The organism is Paenibacillus glacialis, assembly GCF_001637205.1.
Taxonomy (GTDB): Bacteria; Bacillota; Bacilli; order Paenibacillales; family Paenibacillaceae; genus Paenibacillus_AQ; species Paenibacillus_AQ glacialis.
Window position 1 is genome coordinate 95,748 of sequence record NZ_LVJH01000074.1, and the last position, 21,055, is coordinate 116,802.

Annotated in this window: 16 protein-coding genes and 4 pseudogenes; 2 read left to right on the forward strand and 18 right to left on the reverse strand. The window is 41.5% G+C overall.

Features of this window, described 5'->3' with window-relative positions; genetic code table 11:
• Window positions 1–57: 57 nt before the first annotated feature.
• Window positions 58–984 carry a phosphate ABC transporter substrate-binding protein gene (locus PGLA_RS25815; protein WP_068538073.1) on the reverse strand — a complete coding sequence of 309 codons (927 nt, stop codon included), beginning with the start codon at window positions 982–984 and terminating at the stop codon, window positions 58–60.
• 229 nt (window positions 985–1,213) lie between these two features.
• Here PGLA_RS25815 and PGLA_RS25820 point away from each other — a divergent pair, with 229 nt between their 5' ends.
• On the forward strand, window positions 1,214–2,092 hold the full coding sequence (locus PGLA_RS25820) for a LysR family transcriptional regulator (RefSeq protein ID WP_068538074.1): 879 nt from the start codon (window positions 1,214–1,216) through the stop codon (window positions 2,090–2,092).
• Between the two features lie 191 nt (window positions 2,093–2,283).
• Here PGLA_RS25820 and PGLA_RS27215 read toward each other — a convergent pair whose 3' ends face one another.
• From PGLA_RS27215 to PGLA_RS25870, 17 genes and pseudogenes are all read right to left on the reverse strand, one after another.
• On the reverse strand, window positions 2,284–6,597 hold the full coding sequence (locus PGLA_RS27215; protein ID WP_084411510.1) for an S-layer homology domain-containing protein: 4,314 nt from the start codon (window positions 6,595–6,597) through the stop codon (window positions 2,284–2,286).
• 144 nt (window positions 6,598–6,741) lie between these two features.
• Window positions 6,742–6,873 carry a hypothetical protein gene (locus PGLA_RS29905; RefSeq protein ID WP_425415424.1) on the reverse strand — a complete coding sequence of 44 codons (132 nt, stop codon included), beginning with the start codon at window positions 6,871–6,873 and terminating at the stop codon, window positions 6,742–6,744.
• Between the two features lie 137 nt (window positions 6,874–7,010).
• Window positions 7,011–7,342, reverse strand: a pseudogene (locus PGLA_RS27220) (transposase); the annotation flags it as partial.
• A 162-nt stretch (window positions 7,343–7,504) separates the two neighbouring features.
• A complete protein-coding gene (locus PGLA_RS25830; protein ID WP_068538075.1) occupies window positions 7,505–7,999 on the reverse strand; it encodes a DedA family protein in 495 nt (164 codons plus the stop codon).
• Window positions 8,000–8,006: 7 nt separating this feature from the next.
• Window positions 8,007–8,165: a hypothetical protein gene (locus tag PGLA_RS29305; RefSeq protein ID WP_245700357.1), complete on the reverse strand. Its 159-nt coding sequence runs from the start codon at window positions 8,163–8,165 to the stop codon at window positions 8,007–8,009.
• Between the two features lie 31 nt (window positions 8,166–8,196).
• Window positions 8,197–8,544: a CDP-alcohol phosphatidyltransferase family protein gene (locus PGLA_RS29310; protein WP_245700360.1), complete on the reverse strand. Its 348-nt coding sequence runs from the start codon at window positions 8,542–8,544 to the stop codon at window positions 8,197–8,199.
• Between the two features lie 39 nt (window positions 8,545–8,583).
• The gene (locus PGLA_RS27740) at window positions 8,584–8,760 is read right to left on the reverse strand and encodes an ATP-binding protein (RefSeq protein ID WP_161488001.1); all 177 of its coding nucleotides are present in this window, start codon (window positions 8,758–8,760) and stop codon (window positions 8,584–8,586) included.
• 72 nt (window positions 8,761–8,832) lie between these two features.
• Window positions 8,833–8,988, reverse strand: coding sequence for an erythromycin esterase family protein (locus PGLA_RS27745; protein ID WP_145939682.1), 156 nt, complete (start codon window positions 8,986–8,988; stop codon window positions 8,833–8,835).
• Window positions 8,989–9,171: 183 nt separating this feature from the next.
• On the reverse strand, window positions 9,172–9,651 hold the full coding sequence (locus PGLA_RS29315) for a sensor domain-containing protein (protein WP_425415425.1): 480 nt from the start codon (window positions 9,649–9,651) through the stop codon (window positions 9,172–9,174).
• A gap of 21 nt (window positions 9,652–9,672) precedes the next feature.
• A pseudogene (locus PGLA_RS28305) lies at window positions 9,673–9,987 on the reverse strand (ATP-binding cassette domain-containing protein); the annotation flags it as partial.
• 109 nt (window positions 9,988–10,096) lie between these two features.
• Window positions 10,097–10,417, reverse strand: a pseudogene (locus PGLA_RS27225) (ATP-binding protein); the annotation flags it as partial.
• A 17-nt stretch (window positions 10,418–10,434) separates the two neighbouring features.
• A pseudogene (locus PGLA_RS25845) lies at window positions 10,435–10,611 on the reverse strand (response regulator); the annotation flags it as partial.
• A 235-nt stretch (window positions 10,612–10,846) separates the two neighbouring features.
• On the reverse strand, window positions 10,847–14,191 hold the full coding sequence (locus PGLA_RS25850; protein WP_068538077.1) for a GH36-type glycosyl hydrolase domain-containing protein: 3,345 nt from the start codon (window positions 14,189–14,191) through the stop codon (window positions 10,847–10,849).
• Between the two features lie 58 nt (window positions 14,192–14,249).
• Window positions 14,250–16,415, reverse strand: coding sequence for a beta-glucosidase BglX (bglX, locus tag PGLA_RS25855; protein ID WP_068538078.1), 2,166 nt, complete (start codon window positions 16,413–16,415; stop codon window positions 14,250–14,252).
• 38 nt (window positions 16,416–16,453) lie between these two features.
• Entirely contained in the window at window positions 16,454–17,218 is a 765-nt protein-coding gene (locus tag PGLA_RS25860) for an alpha/beta hydrolase (RefSeq protein ID WP_068538079.1), read from the reverse strand.
• A gap of 41 nt (window positions 17,219–17,259) precedes the next feature.
• Window positions 17,260–18,132 carry a carbohydrate ABC transporter permease gene (locus tag PGLA_RS25865; protein WP_068538080.1) on the reverse strand — a complete coding sequence of 291 codons (873 nt, stop codon included), beginning with the start codon at window positions 18,130–18,132 and terminating at the stop codon, window positions 17,260–17,262.
• Window positions 18,133–18,147: 15 nt separating this feature from the next.
• Entirely contained in the window at window positions 18,148–19,098 is a 951-nt protein-coding gene (locus PGLA_RS25870) for an ABC transporter permease (protein WP_068538081.1), read from the reverse strand.
• A 142-nt stretch (window positions 19,099–19,240) separates the two neighbouring features.
• Between PGLA_RS25870 and PGLA_RS25875 the strand changes: the two genes are divergently transcribed.
• On the forward strand, window positions 19,241–21,010 hold the full coding sequence (locus PGLA_RS25875; protein ID WP_068538082.1) for a sensor histidine kinase: 1,770 nt from the start codon (window positions 19,241–19,243) through the stop codon (window positions 21,008–21,010).
• Window positions 21,011–21,055 lie beyond the last annotated feature (45 nt).

Genomic DNA, 21,055 nt, shown 5'->3' on the forward strand with positions numbered 1-21,055 from the left:
GCAGATGAATCCGCCTCTTTTTTGAGTATTTGGTGGTCATAACTCTTTATCATTCAATTATTTCTTTGTCACATTTCCGTCTACGTCACGTGTTACTTGCATTTGGGATGCTGGAATATATCCTAGTTCAACGACATCTTCATTTTGAACCTCATCGGAAACCATGTAATCCAAGAATGCTTTTACGACTTCATTTGGTTCACCTTTTGTGTACATATGCTCATAAGCCCATACTGGATATTCCCCAGTGATTACATTTTCCACTTTCGCTTCAACACCATCGTACTTAATAGATTTAATGGAATCGTCTAGGTAAGAGAAGGCAAGGTAACCAATCGCACCTGGTGTTTCACCAACAAGTTTTCTAACCGTACCTGATGATTCTTCTAGAATAGCACCTGACAAATCTTCAACCTTCGTACCTAATGCATATTTCTCAAAAGTACTACGTGTTCCTGAACTACTTGGACGGTTTACGATAACAATCTTCTGATCAATCCCGCCAACTTCTTTCCAGTTCGTTACTTTACCAGTGAAAATGTCTACCATTTGTTGCTTCGTTAATGTATCCACACCTGTATCTTTATTAGACACAATGGACATCGCAACGACTGCTACTTGATGATCAATGAGTTCTTTTGCTTTGTCAGCATCTGCATCTTTCAATTTCTCTTCTGCAAATACATCCGAGTTACCGATATCCGCCTGTCCACCTGACACTTGTGTGAGACCTGTTCCACTTCCGCCACCTTGAACCTGTACTTGAACCCCTGCATATTTAGAATCAGCCATAAATTTCTGTCCAACTTGCTCCACCAATGGCTGTAATGCCGTTGATCCAACTGCAAGAATAGAACCACTTAAAGCTTTATTAGTATCTGTCGAATTACTCGCACCTTTATTTTCCCCATTGTTTCCGCAAGCAGCTAATGTAAGTACTAGTGCTAGCGCACCCATTAAAAGTACTGGTTTTTTCAATTTCATTTTTTATTCTCTCCTCCTAATATCTCTGTGTTTTTCGCGTCGCAGTAACTCTCTGTGTTTCTTACTTACAAATCTATTTTAATTCTCGAACATTTTTGCAAAATCGTTAGTTTGTAAACTTAAAAATAAATATCGCCATATAAACTTTATATAGTTATAGATTTTATCTATAATGAATTAATAACATACAAACAAAAAGGCGGGGTTACCAATCAACATTTTAAAATTAATGATCCTTGTGTACATAGAGAAATATAAAAAAGTCACCGATGTTGCAAAAGAACTCAATATGAAGCAGCCTTCCGTAACCTTTCATATGAAGAGTCTTGAAGAAGAAATGGGGACCGTGCTTTTTGAATCCAAAAGGGGCCGAATGATTCTAACTGAAGCAGGAAAGGCACTCTATCCCTATGCCTTAAAGATAACCGGACTTGCCGCTGAGGCAAAAAAGGTCGTTCGCGATTATACAACATTAGATAAAGGGTCGCTACATATCGGGGCTGACTGCATTACTGGTACTTATCTTTTGCCAGAGTTAATAAGTCTATTCTCAGATAAGTATCCTGGAACACGACTTCAATTGACGATTAAACCTACCCATACGATTCATCAAATGCTCGTTAATCAAGATATCGATGTTGCATTCTGTCAATCCAAACAAAGCCGTCAGGGGATATTTGATGGATTTCAACATGAAGAGCTCTGGGTGGATGACTTGGTTGTCATCTTTGGCCCTACGCACCCTTTTACCAAACTTGAACATCTTAGTCCCCAACTCATCGCCAAACAATTCTTCATTCAGCATGCGGAAGGATCTTTTATCAAGGAATTCTCCCTAGCGTGGTCAAATATAAATGTCGTCCATCTATGGGAACGAATTCAGATGGATTCACCCGAAGCCGTGAAACTAGCTGTAGCGCACAATGATCATATTTCCTTTTTCACACGAAAAGGTATTCAACAGGAACTTGCTCAAGGTCATCTCATGTGTTTACCCATTCCCGAACAAACAAAGTCCACATTAACCTCATATATGGCCTATTCAGCTGATTCATCCCAATCTTCTTTGCGGAGTGAGTTTGTGGCGTTTATTAAAGATCAGATGTAATTGCCATGCAAAGTAATGTAACTCGCTAAGGCTACCTATTTAGGAATCGGAGGCATTATTGAGAGTATATTCTCTCTAGATTCAGTGATTTGGATAGAAGTGATTGGTAATATTTATTACAGAACACCAAAAAGCTGACCCTAAAACACAGATCCAGCTTTTTGGTTCCATTTTTAATTTAATATCTTAAATTACTTTCCCTTCTTCTCTAACATAGTCAGAATTATGGCAACCGCTTCAGCTCTTGTCGCTGTCTGATTCGGTGCAAAGTGATTCTGACCAATACCCTTGACAATACCTTTCTCTACCGCTGCTGCAATATACGGTACTGCCCATGCCGGAACATCCTTAGCATCCGCAAAGGATAATGTGGCTTTGGTATCCACTGTGATCCCCAGAGAGCGTACAACCATAACCGTTAATTCTGCACGGCTCAGCTTCTGCATTGGACGGAAAGTACCGTCATCATAACCGCTAATAATGCCTAATGATACCGCTTGTTGAACGAAGGACTTGCCCCACGCTGGAATTTTAGTTGAATCTTTAAAGCTTGTAGTCGTTCCGCTGTTCGGCAATTGTAAAGCGCGAGCCAGCATTGTCATGAATTCTATACGATTAACTTTCTGATTAGGTCGGAATGTGTTATCCGGATAACCATCCACGAAATTAGATTCAGCGGCTTTCTGAATGACAGCAGCTGCCCAATGACTTCCTATATCCTTAAAGTTCACGTTCGCTTTTGTTCCATTGTTGTTTCCACTATTCCCATTTTGGGAGTCTTCACCCGTACTTGTATTACCTCCGACCGTTCCGCTAGTGTTACTACCTCCTGTATTACCAGGATTCCCTGTGTTTCCGCTACTACCATTGTTACCAGTATTTCCGTTACCTCCTGTGTTACCATTTCCATTATCAGTACTTGTCTTCTTAACAATTCCGAATTGCTCAATAATGAAAGGCTCCGCATTATTCTTGTTCTGATCAATCTCATAAGAAACGGCTGTCAGTTTGTCTCCATCGACAGTAATGCCCACAAAGTTCTGAACTTGACCACGCTTAGGACGTTTGTTATCACTCGGATCCGGACCGTATGGAGCTGCATGACTCTCATCAGCTACCTCAAAGAGATTATAATAAGCGTCTCCAAGCTCAGGCTTTTGATTCTTGTAATATACCTTCGCCCCCGCTGTAGCAGGAATGAGATAAATCGAACCATCTGGATTTACGGTGTATTCAACCTTTTTACCGTTAAGAGTTTCAGTAATCTTCTCAGGTATTGCTGCTGTACCATTAGCTTTAATCGGCTTAGTACGTGCATAAATGTGATCGTGACCCTGAACTACAAAGTCTATGCCTAGCTGCGCCATAATTGGAGCAATTCTCGTTCTTACACCATTGGTGCCCTTAATGTCTTTATCCGTAGCATGGTTGGATGTGGTGTATGGACCTTTATGAATATTGACAATGATCCATTTATAACCGGCTGCCTTAGCTGCTTTTACATCTGATTTGAGCCATTCTACTTGATCCTTACTAAAATTAGCGTATTCATCCGAGTCTTCATTACTGTTCAATACTACGAAGTGCGCGTTGCTGTAATTATAGGAGTAATAAGCACCGGTTACTGTTGCAGACCCTGGCGCTTCCTTGATATTGAAATGCTCATAGAATGCATTTGCTTCATCCTCATGGTTACCCGCAGATGGAACAATTGTAGTGTTCAGTAGACTATCCTGCGAGTTACCCAGAAGCCAATCCCATTGAACCTCTTTCGTTCCTGTATCTACAATATCTCCATTGTGAACTACGAATTTAGCATCAGGTACTGTAGTCAGAGCCTTAGCTAGTGTTTGTCCAGATAGAATAGCCTCGTCTTCTGATTTCGCCTGAGTATCAGCTAAATCTATAAATGTAAATTTACCGGATGCAGACGCTGTTTGGAAAGTACCTGTTGCACTCCAAATACCAAGTGCTTCGTCACCTACTCTGAAGAAGTAAGTGGTATCTGGCTGTAGCCCAGTGGCTTCTGCCTTATGCACCAACTGATCCTTCGCATTCGTAGAGATGGAAGAACGTCCAGTAAATTTCGTTGCCTTATTATAATCTGGCGTTCCATCTGTCTTCTTAACTACTTGCAAGTCATTCCCCATAGAAGCCAGTGGTGTGTACCATGTGAATCCTTTAGAACTAACAGAGTCACCATTGAACGTCACGGTCACTTTGCTAATCGAAGCATTCGATGCAGTCGAGACAATGACAGCTTCTGAGTTCGTTCTGCCGCTAACAGCTTTTATGACGAACTGATAGGTTTTACTTGGATCGACATTATCCAGCGTGTAACTGTAAGAATTTACTCCCGCTTGATTAGGAACATTTACATTCCAATTTGCTGCTACCAAATCATTCTTCTCATAAATTCTATAACCGGATACCGCAGAGTTTGATGCCGGTGCATCCCACGTTAACGTTAATTTACCATCTGCCGTTTTATTTACTTGTGCCTGTTGGACAGGATTGGATACCTCATTTGACTTGACGATAGTATACTGATCATAGAGGTCTGTCGTTCCCGATGTCGTCGTTGTGTATGTCTCGAAGGATAACTCATCGTCAGTCACAGTTACGCCCGTAAACATTTCCTTACCCGGCTGAGCATATTTAGCAGCAAATGGGAATGGTCCTTTGCCGACATTATATCTCTTGTTTCCTGCTGCATTGGTAATCAGATACAGTGTTCCTTTAGGATTTGTTACTATCCCGTTAGCGTCAAGCGTGTCTGTCTGAACCTCATTGTTATACATTTGGTAACTTCTTGCGAAGGTATGATCATGACCACCAACAACCATATCAATTCCAAGTTCATCAAACACCTTCGTTAATTCTGCTCTATAAAAGAGAACATCCTTGTCATCCGAATGATTAGCAACAGAATAAGGGGATTTATGTAGGAAGACTACCTTCCACTTCTTATCTGTCTTAGCAACTTCACTACGAAGCCACTCTACTTGTTTATTATAGATTTCTACAATTTCTGCTGTTGGACTTGCACCATAGTACTCTGTATTAAGCACCATGAAATGTGCTGAACCGTAATCTAAAGAATATACCGATCCATCTGGTTTAGCACCTGTGTTCGAAACATTTGGCAAATTAAAGTGTGAAGTAAAGTTACTGAAGTTCTTACTTTCATGGTTACCTACTACAGGAACCATTGGCGTTTGCGTCAATATATCCTTCGCTTTATTAAAAAACCATGACCATTGCTCTTCTATATCACCATTATCCACCAAATCTCCAGCATTCAGAATGAATTTAGTGGCTGGGAACTTGCTCATTCCTTCTTGAAGTGTATGATTCCAAATCTCAAAATCGCTTTCTGAGGTTCCTTGCGAATCAGTTGTATATAGGAATTGGAATGCGTTATTGCCAGAGCTTTCCGTTTTAAAAGTACCCACAGTACTCCAATTATCAGCTTGGCCATCCCCAGCACGGTAAGCATATGCAGTCCCAGGCTGTAAGCCATCAGCGATTACCTTATGGCTGGTCACAACAATCGGTTTATTGGATGATTTATCTGCCTTTGTCTTAAACACACTGATCGTATCTGAAGTACCATCATACGATTGAATCCCTGTAGTTGGAAATTCACCGTTAATCAATCTAGAAGCATCAACCACTTCCAACTTAGTACCTTTTACAGACTCCGGTGCATACCAAGAAAATGCCATACTGGTTTGTGGATTCCCATTAAAGGTCAATGCTATGGAATCAGGTTTCCCTATTCCCGGAACCCCTGGATCTGGTTCGTCTGCTAAAGGATAGGCTATGAGATTCATATCAAAGTAGAGATCCGAGCTACTATCGTTATTTTGGTGAACCTCAGCAGCAAGTATATTATTTCCATCCTTGAGATTGGCTTTTAATATAGTTGTAAGATCAACTGCTGAATAAATAACCGGGCTACTTTTATTACTAGTACTTTTGGTAAAGAAGTTTATTTCTCCTTCAGGCATACCGGCACGGTAAATTTCATTACCATTCAAATAGAGCACAGCTCCATCATCAACACCCAATGTAGCCATAATTCGGTCGTAACTGACCACCTGAGCCAAATCTACATTCAGATTCGTTCGGAAATATGTAGTACGGTATTTAGTCTTACTATTAGATCCGTATTGTACGGTTGTATTCAAACCTCCAAATTCTGAAGTACTAACTCCTTTTCCGTCATCCTTATATCCCAAAGGAGCCGAACCTATTTCCCAACTTGTATCATCATATACGGCACGCCATACTGTCATTTGATCTGTACCATGATCTAGATATTTCCACATGGAGTTCTTTTCTAATAAAGGCATTGGAACATTGGGTAGAACCGATTTGAGCTGAGGCGAACCCTCGTCTGTGTTCTGTGCCGCAAATGCTGGTGTTCCTGTAGCGATAAGACTTAATACCATGATTAGGGCAAGAGTGGTAGAAACTATCTGTCTAACTAACTTATTCATTAGGTATCTCCCTTATATATATTATGATTACACCTACACCAAATCATAATAACAAAGGATTGTTTTCGTAATGTTTGAATCAAGGTGAATATATGTAAACTCACTTTAAAACTTGAATCCCATTGCTCGTAACCTAGCAACAATTCAAACATCCAATGCTAAAATCACGGAGAACTCACCTGCATCACTTGTGTAGCTCAAATCATAATGATGATATCGAAGTTGTTCCTCTGCCACTGTAAAACTGACTTCTTTACATTCCCCAGCCTGAAGCAGAACTTTGGCGTTGTTGTGATCTGAAGAAAGAGGAGTCTGCCGTTTTGTGACCTACACTTGCATCTGGATCATTACAGAGTTGAAGGTGGTCTTGGTGATCTTCCACTATTTCTCTTAAATAGTTCAGCTTCTCTTTAACGAAGTTTACGAAACTTCGTTAAAGAACTCGGATTGATGACGCCATCTTCTGGCGCCATATCTAAAAAGTATTTGAAAGACATGTCATTTTGATCGTTCCACGATGATATCCACATCTGATACATCGAAAATGGATTTCAACAATAAATATTTGAACATACGAATAGGTGGCACTGCATTGCGACCGTTATCGAGGCAATATTTATTCTGTAATTCTTCTTGAACAAAGGAAGAATCTACGAGGTCATTGATTTTGACGTAGCATATTATCTTTAGGCATGACTATATCGTAAATGGCTATGTATGGACTTAGAGTAAGAGATTTGCCCATAAATGAACAATCGCATACAGACAACAAACAGGTGGTGCACAAGATCCATAAAATGGTTTCTTGGGCACCCCCTGTTGTTGGAGTAAGATAGACGTAAGTGAATGAGGACGCTTCGTGAACGGAGCGTTGCATTAAATAATGCAGGATGTCCTGAAGAACTGTCTAGGCAAAGGAAAAGCTGGAACCTATAAAGTAGCCAATTGAAACAAAGAGCAGTGACCAGGTCAGAGCACCTGTAATGGATACAAGTACATATTTTTTAAAGGGCATGGCACTGATGCCGGAAATATAACTCGCAACATGTCTGACCCCCGGAATAAAATAGGCAAATAAAACCGTCCAAATTCCAAAACGCGAAAACCATCCCTTAACTCTGGCAAACCTCTTCGGGGTAAGTCCAATCCACTTGCCGTATTTATTCACTACTGGTTGTCCCAGTCGCAAACCGATGGAGTAGCTGATGATCATTCCTGTTATGGAGCCTAAACAGCCGATCAGTACCGAAAGTGAAAAATTCAGAACCATAACGGAGGACAAATACCCTACCAACAACATTAAAGCCTCGTCAGGTACGGGAAGTCCAAGAATACCAAGAGCCAAAAGAGCAAAAATTGCTAAATAGCCGTACTGTGAAATTAACTCCGTGATCCAAGACATTGATAGCTCACTTCCTGTTGATGTTTTTTTTGAACGATGGGAATGGAATACGGCTGATCATCATTACGGACAGCAGTCCCATTAATACTAATATGAATTCCGGTTTCATCCGTTCATCCAGCAAAGAGATCATCGAAAGAATCACTCCTGCAGCTGTAATAGGCATCCCTACGAAACTCCTGGAGGGAGCTGATATATTAAATCTGGCCAACCGCAGTGCGCCGCAGATCAAGAAGGCAACCGCAGCCACGGAACCTAGCCACGGAACCTAGCCACGGAACATTTTCCAGCTTATACAACAAAATCAGGAACGTCGGAGCCAAACCAAACGATATGATATCTGCCAGTGAGTCCAATTGCTTACCGAATTCACTGGTACAATGCAGCCATCGGGCCAGCAAACCGTCCATTACATCACATACGGCAGCCAGCAATATCATTATTAATGCCAGACTATATCGTTCTTGAATCGTGAAGAGCAGAGATAATGATCCAACTCCTAAGTTTGCCAAGGTAAACATTGAAGGCAGCCAGTTCCATTTCATGCCGTCTCACTCCTTTCCCTACAGTATGTATATTTGTGTTTAGCCTTCAAATCTAACACGAAAACTGACGCCCTCCTCCACATTATCCACTGCATAGCGACAGCCGTGCATATCTAATATTCGCTTCGAAATGGAAGGCCCCAGTCCAGTTCCACGCATCATTCGACTCCGGGAAGGCTCAGCCCTGTAGAACCGCTCCCAGATCTGCTCATTCATTAGCAGGAATACCATCACTTGCGGGTGCTTCTCTTTTTAGAAAGTGAATCAGCCTGTCCGTTACCTTTTCCGTTAGTCCTCCGGATTGAGATGTTGCCCCGGGTTGCCGTCTCCTGTCTGGACATATTGGTCAAGCTTCTTCACCCGGTCCCAATCTTCATCCATCACCAGATTCGTAAAACCCAGCTTGCTGGCTGCAAGAATGACTCGAATCCACTGTTTGCTCAAGTGTTCTGATTCTCCTTAAGATGAAGATTCATCTCATCTGTTTTTCCATTTCTCTTGACTCACTTCAGTATGGCAAAGGCATTGTCATACTGGGTAGTGTTCTTTTGTCATCTCTTTATTTGCCAGCTAAACTTTCAACCATACGACGCGTATAACCGTCGATCATCTTTACCAGGCCATTACCTAGATAAGGAACGATCCATATAAGTGCTGCACCTGCAAGCATGATGAGGAGTAAGGCACCGAACGTTTTGATTTCAATCCCACAAAATTCAAAAAATCTAACGGGTACAAGATGGACGCTAACAGGAAGATAAGGGGTGCCACATAGAAAAGAGTGGCACAAATGATACTGACAAGTCCGATAACGAATTTCAGCAGCAAGAAAATTACTTTCCAATTACTCGCATCCAACAGGTCAACTTTAACCTGTTCCCATAAGCCTTCTTCCGCTCTTGTCCGGCTTGAAATCGGGTCAATGGAGATATCTGTGTAGACTTTGGCTTGGCTCCGTTCGTACTGCACAAACACGCTGGTGGAACGCAAAATATAATAGAGGATCGGAAGCCCTACTAAAGTGAAAGCCATACCCCCAATGTGATGCCAACCAAATAAAAACAAAAGTAAAACAGCCCTGTCGCAAAAGTAAGCAGCAAAAAGCAAAAGTTTCTCATGTGTTTTTGTTTCTTTGATAGCTTTTTTATTATAAAAACCCATATATGTACAGTGTATTTCTAGGTTCTCGAGTGCTATCAATTTGTCATAAAAGATAGGATACTCAATAGACGATTGTGTTAGGGTTTCTCCGAAGATTTCTATGTCACCACAGGTCGGCTTAACCAGATTAAGTAACAACTTCATCACTGTTGTCTTCCCTGACCCCTTCGGACCTAGGAATCCGTAAATCTATCCTTGGCTGACGCTCATACTTACATCAGATACGGCTTCTTTCCCTTGAAATGCTTTGGTTAGAAGGCTCGTTCTTATGATATTACTTATTTATTTGACTCCTTCAACTGTTATTATCTATAGATTAGAGCATAGCCTTTTCTTTTTCCTTTCTTAATTCTTAAGAAAATCTTACGATCGCTGTTGCCCTCGGACTTCTTCAGTAATCAATAGTAGCTCGTGGAAGTTTTACGGTAAAGATTGTCTTTTCAAAAGGTTTACTATGAAATGGATTTCCCCACCTAATTGTTCTACCCATCTTTTCGTTATCGTGAGACCCAGCCCGCTTCCCTGAAATAATTTATTCCTTGAGTCTTCGAGCGTGTACATTCTTTCAAAAACATGATCATGTGTTGCTCACTAATTCCTTTCCCTTGATCCCACACATCAATATATACATAGGCTTCGTCACTTCTTAACGTGTAATACCAATGACTTTACCATCGGCTCCGTATGAGATCGCGTTATCTATTAAGTTATTCCAAGGCAGAGATCCACTTTCACTCTAGCAGAAAGCTCTATCATAGAGAATGGCTTGGGAATATAGTCATCCGCCCCGAAACCAAGTCCTAATGCTTTGTCCGCTTCAACATCTTTAGCAGATACAATCAGAATCGGAATCGGAATCAGACTCTTCTCTCTAATTATTCTTAAGAAGTCTATTCCACTTAACTTAGCCTTAATTACCTTTAGCAATTTGTCTACGACATACTGCATTCCGACAATACCGATCTTGATATACATGTTGTATCACCTTTCCCTGTTGTTCGAACTATAGTATACGTTTTCTCCCAGTTACCGGCAATATTTAAGCCATAGCACAGAAATGCACCCCCTAGAACTAGTCATTGGATTAACCTGAGGGGGTTTCCAATGTCTATTCTAAGGGGTGCACTTCTGATTGTGATGCTTAGCCTATATAGATTTCCACAATGTTCGTCCCCGCTGAACGCACACGATCGAACTCTTCACGATCAATCCGTAATCCACCGGTGCGGTAACGATTCGCCGTTGCCTCTGTGGCAACATCCTGACCATTTACACGAACACAATTTTCACCACTATTTAAATGATACACAAACTGTACTGGTGCTCCGGCATATTCGAAATCAAAACGTAGACCATCTAGCGATTGCGGTAGCACCGGATCAATGATCAAGTTCCCTGCCTCTTGGCGGATACCCAGAGCGTTAGAGATCAATTGATTCATATAGATCCCAGGTCCACTAGAATAAATCTTCCAGCCACCTTTCACAGGTACCTCTCCGCTACGTAATTCATCAAATCTCTCTTGCGCTTCATAACGCGTATTAAATTTACCATCAGAGCTACTGAAATACGCATTACTTTGACGAAGTTCAGCATTAGGAACAACATCTTTCAGCCCAATTGGATTGATTCGCGCAAGCCCGCTCCATACTTCATCTTCTTTACCGAGTTTAGCCATGGCTTCCACATAACGAATATGAGCATGCACATATTGCAGTCCAACCTCACGTCCGAAGTTCGAAGCTTGTTCAGCACGTTTAAAGTGGGTGCTCACGCCTCCATCATATTGTGCAGGACGGTTCATTAACCTTACCCCGTCTGGACAAAACAATTGTTCACGAATGATGTCATAATGCGATGCTGCTTGTTCAGGGGTCAATAGTTCACTAATCATGCTTCGTGTCATCGGTAACAAACGATATTGTATACCTGTCTCCGCATCACTTGGGTGAACCATCAATTTCACCTGTTCAGGATTCTCCATATACAAGAAACCTGGGATAACTTCAGTTTGCAGCATGTATTTGTTGAAATCACTTTGGATTCCATCAGCCAGACTCCGTAAACTTGCGGCTGAAGTTGAATCAAAAGCTTCCATCACGCGCGAGAATTGATTCAACGTCTGATACGTTAGCGCTACTGTCCAACTACTTACCATATACTGCTTCAACTGAGCATTAGCCGGCTGTAAAGTATCGTCCCAATCGCCATCTCCATATGAAGATAAGTGCGTACCATGTAGAAAATGATTCTTGATATAATCAATTTCCTTATAAGCATGCTCTAATACTGTCGCCGTCTTAGTTGTGAAATCAAAGCTATGTTTACTTGTATAGGGAACTTGCTGTTCCAGTATGCTATAATCACGAGTCACATTCAAATAATCGCCAAGTACTTTCAGCGGCCATACGATGATGTCGCCATGGCTCTCTTCTTGTTGAATCTTCGTATATTTATCGAACATGAACCATTGAGGCCAATTGCCGTCATCTTCGAACTGATGAGAATATATGGTTAATACTGTCTCACGTACCTGCTCATATTTCTGAGTTGCCATGAAATATTCGACAGGTCCCTGACAGACATCACGTGTTCCCCATGCAGCTCCACCATATTGCTCAAGACCATGCGGTACGGAATAGTGAACAAGCATATTATGCGTGTACCACCATGCGAGTCCGTTCACCTTAAACAGATCTGCTTCATCCCCATTACCTGATGACAAATGGAATCCATTCATCACAGAACGGAAGAATTCCCGATAACGCTCAATTTCTTCCGTAGCCTGTCGCTCCACTAATGGTAATTCCCCACCATTCAGTAGTCCTTGAAAGGTCATCGTCCATTCACTGCTTGCATCTAACGCAAGCACAGTCAGCGAGGCTTCTCCAGGTACAACATGACTAACGAGCTTACGCTCATCTGAAACTGTCATGCTCGCCCCTGTAATATGAATCCGATACTCCAAGTCCGGATAAATATCAGCGCTTAAACATGCCGTGTCTGCATGAAATGACAGATATTCGCCATGGTCACGCATATGAGAAGAAACCTCATATTCATTGACATTCATCGTAATCTGATTACTCACTAGGAAACGATAGGATATACCACGTTCTGAACGTACATTCAATCGAACTTCTGGTGAATCTACTGACGTGAAGTTAGTAATAATCAATAGATCTTCTTTCGTTTTATAATACCAACGTACGTAGTTGAAACCCATCTCGAATAGTGATGGCATCGTCAGTAGTCGATATGTACCCTCTATCTCTATATAGATCCGCTGACCTGATGTTTTGGGTACATTCAGTGCGTTTCTCGCATTTGTCGTCATTTTATTAAAATTGGTATTCCCTACAACAACCTGAGAGTTAAAGATCCCATACATATACGAAGTTGTTGTGATAACCGGATTCTCAAGACTCACATTATTGCCACTCATCAGAATATGTCCGTGAGGACGCTCCACTCTTAGCTCTTTTTCCTTCAGAACCACATGATCATAACCTTCTGTGAAAAAAGCGAGTAAGTCATCCCCTTCCATTTCCTCTTGCTGGCGATTAGGGAATAAACGATTTATTTCTGCCTCACTCATAACCTCCGTATGCAACGGCGTTCCTATGGAAGGTAATAGGGATACCTGATCCAGAAGTTCTCCTCCCTCAAAACTCAGCGTCTCAACAGCCTTACGTGCCTGTGATACTTCTTCACTGAACTCTAATGTAGAAATCGCTGCAGGGTGGTCTTCTTTACATAATCCGTAGAATACGAACCTAGCTTCTCCATCTAGCTGAATACGTTCAGACTGTAATGCTGTATACGCGAATTCATATTGATAGACTTCATTAGCTAGTGTATCTTCTATTAAACAAGCCGGTTCATTCGTTTCTTTGTATGACAATCCATAGAATTGAAAGCCATCTGTTGAATAGGATACCGACTTCGTTAAAGAACCCTGCTGGATGTATGGGAATGCTCCGCCTTGCGGCTGATTCTGGCGGGAGCATACGACGTATCCATTACGCTCGTCTTCAAATACCGTATGATCAATATATTGAGATAAATAAGCCTCGTTACTACGAACAGTACCTGGATCAGCAATCCCAATATCTTGTCCATAAATCAAGTCAACTTCTCTTTGATGCCCCTCGACCTTAACATCCCAGAACCATATACCCTGCTCCGTAGGCGTAAACATCACTTGATAACGGACAGATTCAACGATGCCTTCAAATACAACCCGATTATCAAATTTACGGACAAGACTCTGAGATCGAACTCCGAGTAACGGATAAGCTTTAATTCCCTCTTCATGATGTAACCGTAGATAGATATTATTCATTGATCCATCGATTGAATTGGATAACCATTGATTGATCATCGTTCTACCACTCGTCGCTTGAAACAAATCTCCACTTGGCAAGAATCTAAACGTCAGACTTCCCGCTTCCAAAGTAAACAGTTCGTCATTCTTCCATCCCATGTCTTCTCACTCCTACTTTCTCTGTAAGGTTCATTAGGTCCTATGTTGTTATTCTTATTTATTTCAAAAGACGAAATCTGCGCTCTACCACGTCTCGACTATTCGACCCTACAAACACGGCGAACTCACCTGCATCACTTGTATAGCTCAAATCGTAATGATGATATCGAAGTTGCTCCTCTGTCACTGTAAAACTGACTTCTTTACATTCCCCAGCCTGAAGCAGAACTTTGGAGTAAGCCTTCAACTCCTTCATCGGTCTAACAACCTCTCCCGTGATATCACGAACATAGAGTTGTACGACTTCTTCTCCTGCCTTATAGCCTGTGTTCGTGATCGTCGTTGTGATCTGTAGTGGACGGTCTGACGTCATTTCCTCTGCTGAGAGCACCATTTCACCGTATTTAAATTCCGTATAACTTAATCCGTAACCAAATGGAAATAAAGGTTCATTCGGGATATCTAAAAATTGTGATGCGTAGCGATTATCTGGTTCTGATTCCTTCTTCGGACGACCTGTATTGTAGTGGTTATAATATACAGGTATTTGTCCCACTGCCTGTGGGAACGACATCGATAGACGTCCTGAAGGATTCACATCACCATATAAAATATCCGTGATCGCACTAGCTCCCTCACTTCCTGGGAACCAAGCTTCCAGAACAGCATCTACTTGATCATGGACACCGCGAAGATCTAACGGACGTCCGTTAAATAAGACAACTACCATAGGCTTGTTCAACGTTTGTAAGTGAGCAATGAGTTGAAGCTGGGCTTCCGGTAAAGTAATATCTGAACGACTTCCACCTTCTCCGCTCATAGGTGAGCTTTCTCCCAGAGCAAGAACGATAACATCCGAATGAGAAGCAATGTCCAATGCTTCTTGCATTTGCTCCTCTGTCATCGCATCAATCCCTGAACCCTCTGTAACGAATACATTAGAAGAAGTGATCTTCTCCTGAATTGCCTTATCCAGAGGCATAATATCCTCTTCCGCACCTAGCCACGACCATGGACCTAGAATATCTTTGCTCTGCGCAAACGGACCAATTAAAGCGACACGTTGCTCTGGTTGAAGTGGAAGAACACCTGTATTTTTAAGAAGAACACATGATTTGGATGCAAGTTCACGTGAGACAGCTCTATGCTCATCACAGAATACGATCTCTTCTTCAGCCAATGGATCTGCCCCACGTAACGGATTCTCGAATAGCCCCAACTTGTTCTTCAAATTCAATATACGAAGTACAGCTTCGTCAATGAGAGACTCATCCACCTTGCCGCTTCTTACGAGTTCTGGTAGATACTTAACATAACATGAGGTCATCATCTCAATATCAACGCCTGCTTGAACGGCTAAGTACGCCGCTTGCTCTTCATCTTCTGCAACCCCATGAGCAATGAGCTCAATCACTGCGCCCCAGTCCGAAATAAGTACCCCATCAAATCCCCACTCCGTACGTAATAAATCACGCATCAAAGCTCGATTTCCTGTAGCGGGGGAACCATGGACCGTATTAAAGGATGTCATTACGAGCTCACAGCCCTCATCCAAAGCAGCCTTATAGGAAGGTAAATAATACTCTCTTAATTGTCGCTCGGATAGATCAACCGTGTTATATTCACGTCCGGCTTCTCCAGCACCATATGCTGCAAAATGCTTCACACAAGCAGCCACACGGTTGACATCACTTGTTAAATCGTCCCCTTGGAATCCACGGACAAATGAACGCGCAAATAAACTATTAAGGTACGGGTCTTCCCCTGTTGATTCCATCACACGTCCCCAACGTGGATCGCGAACTAAATCAACCATCGGTGCAAACGTTACATGAAGACCAGATACTGCGGCTTCCTTAGCAGCAATGATGGCACTTTGTTCTGCCAGTTCCTGATCCCAAGAACATCCTATAGCTAAAGGTATTGGAAAAATAGTCTTGTACCCATGGATAATATCCGCCATGAATAACATCGGAATGCCTAATCTATCATTCTTCAAATGGGTTTGTTGCACTTGAATTACTTTAGCTGCCCCGCCAAGTCCTAATGCAGAACCGACTTGATCCACCGTTTCTTCAGAAATTCCAAGCGATTCCATCGGTCCAGTAATCTGACCATCCTCTTCCGATCCTACGAAATAAGACACGACCAATTGCAGCATCTGTGCTATTTTCTCTTCGAGCGTCATCTTTTCTAGTAGCACCGTCAGTTGTTTGTTATCCATTTAAGCATTTCCTCCATAAAAGTTCTTCTGTTTCCCGATTATCCTATCGGTAGCCAATCCAATACACGCTGAATTTGGGGGTCCCAGTAATCCCAATCATGCTCACCAGGGCCTTCGTCATACGTCACTTCTATACCCAAATCTAATGCATATTTTCTAAAGGTCTGATTATCTGCGTACAGAAAGTCTTCCGTTCCACAGCATTGATATAACATAGGCTTATCCCCGTCATATGCCTTCAATTTATCCAATAAATAGAACAGATCATTTGTGCTCCCCTTCAACTCTGCCACATCACCAAAAATAGCGATCAATTCATGGGGTTGAAAATTGTTAGCACCGTTCATACGACTGACAATATCTAATCCGCCAGATAGACTTGCAGCAGCCGCATACCTTTCTGGGAAGGAAAGCGCAAGTTTCAATGCGCCATACCCCCCCATAGACATGCCTGCTACAAAAGTATCTTCCCTACGCTCTGAAACAGGAAATAAAGCACGTACAATCTCGGGTAATTCTTCACTTAAAAATGTAAAGTAAGGTGACCCATACTTCATATCTGTATAGTAGCTGCGTCCTACACTCGGCATAACCACAACGATTCCTTTATTCTCAGCATATCTTTCGATGAAAGAATGCCTTATCCAATCTGTATGATCCGCACTCAATCCATGTAACAGATATAGGACAGGAAGTTTTGCAGAACCACTTGCCTGAATCGCAGCATTTTGAGGAATAATCACATGGATACCCATAGATAAATTGATTGCTTCTGAATAGAACTGACATTGAATCACAGCCAATTCATGTCACCTCCTGCTCAACTGAACTTCAAGTTTGAGTATTATTCTTTTACCGCACCAACAACAATCCCTGTCACGAAAAAACGTTGCAGGAAAGGATACACTAACAATATTGGCAAGGCACTGATAAAGATCTGAGAAGCTCGAATCGTTCGTTGAGATAAACTTGCAACGACAGCCGCATCTAGCGACGACATATCTGCCTTAACGATAATCGTTTGCATGAAACTCGCAAGTGGCAGCTTCGCAGAATCTTTCATATAGATAATCCCGTCAAAATATGCGTTCCAATGTCCTACCATGATGAATAACGAAACCGTCGCAATAACTGGCATGGAGAGTGGTAAATAAATACTAAAGAACGTTCGGAATTGACCCGCTCCATCGATAAAAGCAGCTTCCTCGAGATCTTTAGGCACACCGCGGAAGAAATTCAGAAGCAGAATAATGTTAAAGACCGCAACTAACCCTGGAAGGATAAGTGCCATTAAGGAATTCATCAATCCAAGCTTAAGAATAAGGATGTAGCCCGGAATCAACCCACCGGTGAACAGCATCGTAAAGACAAAATACCAAAGATAGATGTTGCGTGCACGAAAGACACGGGTTTCTTTGGAGAGCGCATAAGCGGCAATGGTGTTAACGACCAACGCAAGTCCTGTTCCAAGTATTGTTCGTTGTACAGATACCCACAAGGAAGTCAGGAAACTGCTGTTAGCAAACGTTTGTGCATAGGCTTCCAATGTGAATCCAATCGGCCAAAATGTAACCAAGCCAGCATTAGCAGGCGCGGCTGAGCTCATGGATACCATCAGTAAGTGATACAAGGGTAACAAGCAAAGAACGGACAGCGTAGCTAAAAATACATTGTTGCATATGCTGAATATTCTATAAGACAGTGTTTTATGGTACATAAGTAGTCATCCTTTCTAGAATATTCGATACCCGGCAAATTTATAGGCGAGACGATAAGAGATAACGATTAAGATTAAGCTAATGACAGATTTGATTAGACTGACCGCAGTTGCAAAGCTGAACTGCCCGCTAAGAAGACCTTCTCTGTACACGAATGTATCAATAATATCTCCTTGTTGATAAACCAAAGGACTATACAAGTTGAATACCTGATCGAAGTTCGCATTCAACACATTACCTAATGCTAAGGTTGCGATAACGATAGCGATGGGTATAAGGGAAGGGATCGTAATATGCATCGTCTGCTTCCAACGGGTAGCTCCATCGACCTCGGCTGCTTCGTATAGCGATGGATTAATACCAGAGAGTGCTGCCAGAAAGATGATTGTATTGAACCCGAATTCTTTCCAGACATCACTAAAGATAATGGTAAATCGGAACCAATTACCGTCTCCTAAAAAGAAAATCGGCTTTATACCGAACACATTTGAAATAAACTGGTTGACGATCCCCGTCTGGGCGAGCATATCAATTAGAATTCCTGAAAGGGTTACCCATGAAAGAAAATGTGGCAAGTAGACAAGCGTTTGAATGGTTCTTTTGAGCGCCATCTTCCTTACCTCATTCAATAATAATGCGAAAAGGAATGGAATAATTAAATTCATGATCATCTTCGAACAAGCAAAAAACAAGGTATTCCACGCTATTTGCATGAAATAGTCATTTTCAAACATGTATCTAAAATGTTTCAGGCCGACCCACGGAGAATCGACTATGCCTAATGCGGGTTTATAATCTTTAAATGCCATAATGATACCTGTCATAGGAATATAAGAAAAAATAAATACTAAAATGGCCGCTGGTAATACCATAAAATGCAGCATCCATGGTTGCTTATAAGTTCTTTTTCTTTTTATACTTCGGGTAGTTTCAAGGTTCACCGGCTGTACAGTTTTCGCTTCCATAGCTCTCTCCCCTTTAAAAATTATTTTGTATGTCATAAGAATCTCTGATATATATAGTATCAAGCATGTCTTCGAACTGACTATATAACATTATTAGGATTGATATGGTTTTGTTAGGGGATATCAGTCAGGAGGAAAAATTATGCAATTACAGAGAGGTATTACTTTTCTTAAAGAAAAGGCTCGAACCAGGTTTAGTCTATTTGCCAAAATGAACGGTTTAATTATAGTATTATTTATACCCATCATTATCGTGTATACGTATTCAAATAACGTCACGTATGATGTTGTAAGTAAAGAGTTGCAGATGTCTAACACCAAACAACTCACATTTTTATCTAGTCAAATTGATTCGCGAATTAATCAAATGATGGATTTCAGTCATATTTTCTCCAAAGATCCGAATGTTCGGAAGTTCAACGGTCTAAACATCTGGGAAGACCGTTATGACCGCATGCAGACCCGATACGTGATTCAGGAAAAAATGGTCCTCCAAGCCGGAGTGATGAATATATGGCCTGCCAGATACGCCGTTCATTCTCAGCAGAACAAAGATGTCCTTTCTAATTACAATCAATCACAGCAATATGATGAGGATTACTTAAGAAAAAATATCAGTGGGAAATGGACGTACGGTGATGGAACCCACTCCTCTGACGAACTAAAGGCCTTTTATTGGTTCTATAGCGATACTTTAGTTCAGCAAGGTAAGCTGACAGGTAGCAGTCTAGTGATAGAAGCCAGTTTCAGTTATGAGAACATTCAAAATATGTTAGATACCTATAAAGCGGGCGGACAGGGTGATCCTTTCTTTTATCACAAAGGTAATACTCCGATCCTGAACCGTAGTGCGGACAAGCAGCTTACGAGCGAATTGATACGTTATTTGGATGGAAAGTCACCGGAGAACACAACGCAGGATGTCGTGAAGTTAGATGGAAAAAATTATTTTGTTAGTTCTGTTAAATCTTCCAATTTGGATTGGCATTTGATAGATGTTGTTCCACTCGATCAGATATTAGGACCGATGTCATTCAGCCGTAATTTATTCTATTTTTCCATGTGCTTGCTTCTTGTGGTAGGTATCTCAGCATCGATTTTGTTATACCGAAACGTTCAAAGTCCAATTAAAAAACTGGTTCACGGTTTGCGTCGTGTTCAACGCGGAGACTATTCTGTAAGGCTCCATACCAAAAATCATAATGAGTTTTCATTTCTATTTCATCGATTTAATGATATGTCACGTCAAATTCAGGACTTAATTGAGAATGTGTTTAATGAGAAAATCCGTGCAAGGGAAGCAACGTTGAAGCAGTTGCAAGCACAAATAAATCCGCACTTCCTCTACAACTGTCTCGGTTATATTATTAATATGGCTCAGATGAAGGATGAGGAAGCTGTCGTCTCCATGGCATACAACTTAAGCGCTTACTACCGCTATACAACGCGAATGGAACGAGAAACGGCTAGCTTACACGAAGAAATTCAACTGCTCATCAACTATTTGGATATCCAAAAACTTCGCAACGGTAGAATAGATTATCATATTGATATTCCAGATGACATGAGGACCCAATTTGTCCCACGCTTGATGTTACAGCCTATTGTGGAGAACTCCGTCATTCATGGTGTAGCGAAGTCATATACATCTGGCGAAATTCGGATCGTTGGTGAGATGTCAAATGGTTATTGCAAAGTGTACATCGATGACGATGGACCTGGGTTAAATCCAGATCAGCAAGCAGCATTAAATCTTAAGATGCAAGAGCCATTGAAGGAAGACATGGGCTGTGGCCTTTGGAATACCAATCAACGGATCATTCACCAATTTGGAACTAATTCTTATCTCTATTTCACACAATCCCCTCTGGGAGGATTCCGGACGGAGATTATTTGGGAGATACCATCATGAGTAGAACATCACATTTATCCATTCATCACTGGGATATACAACAAG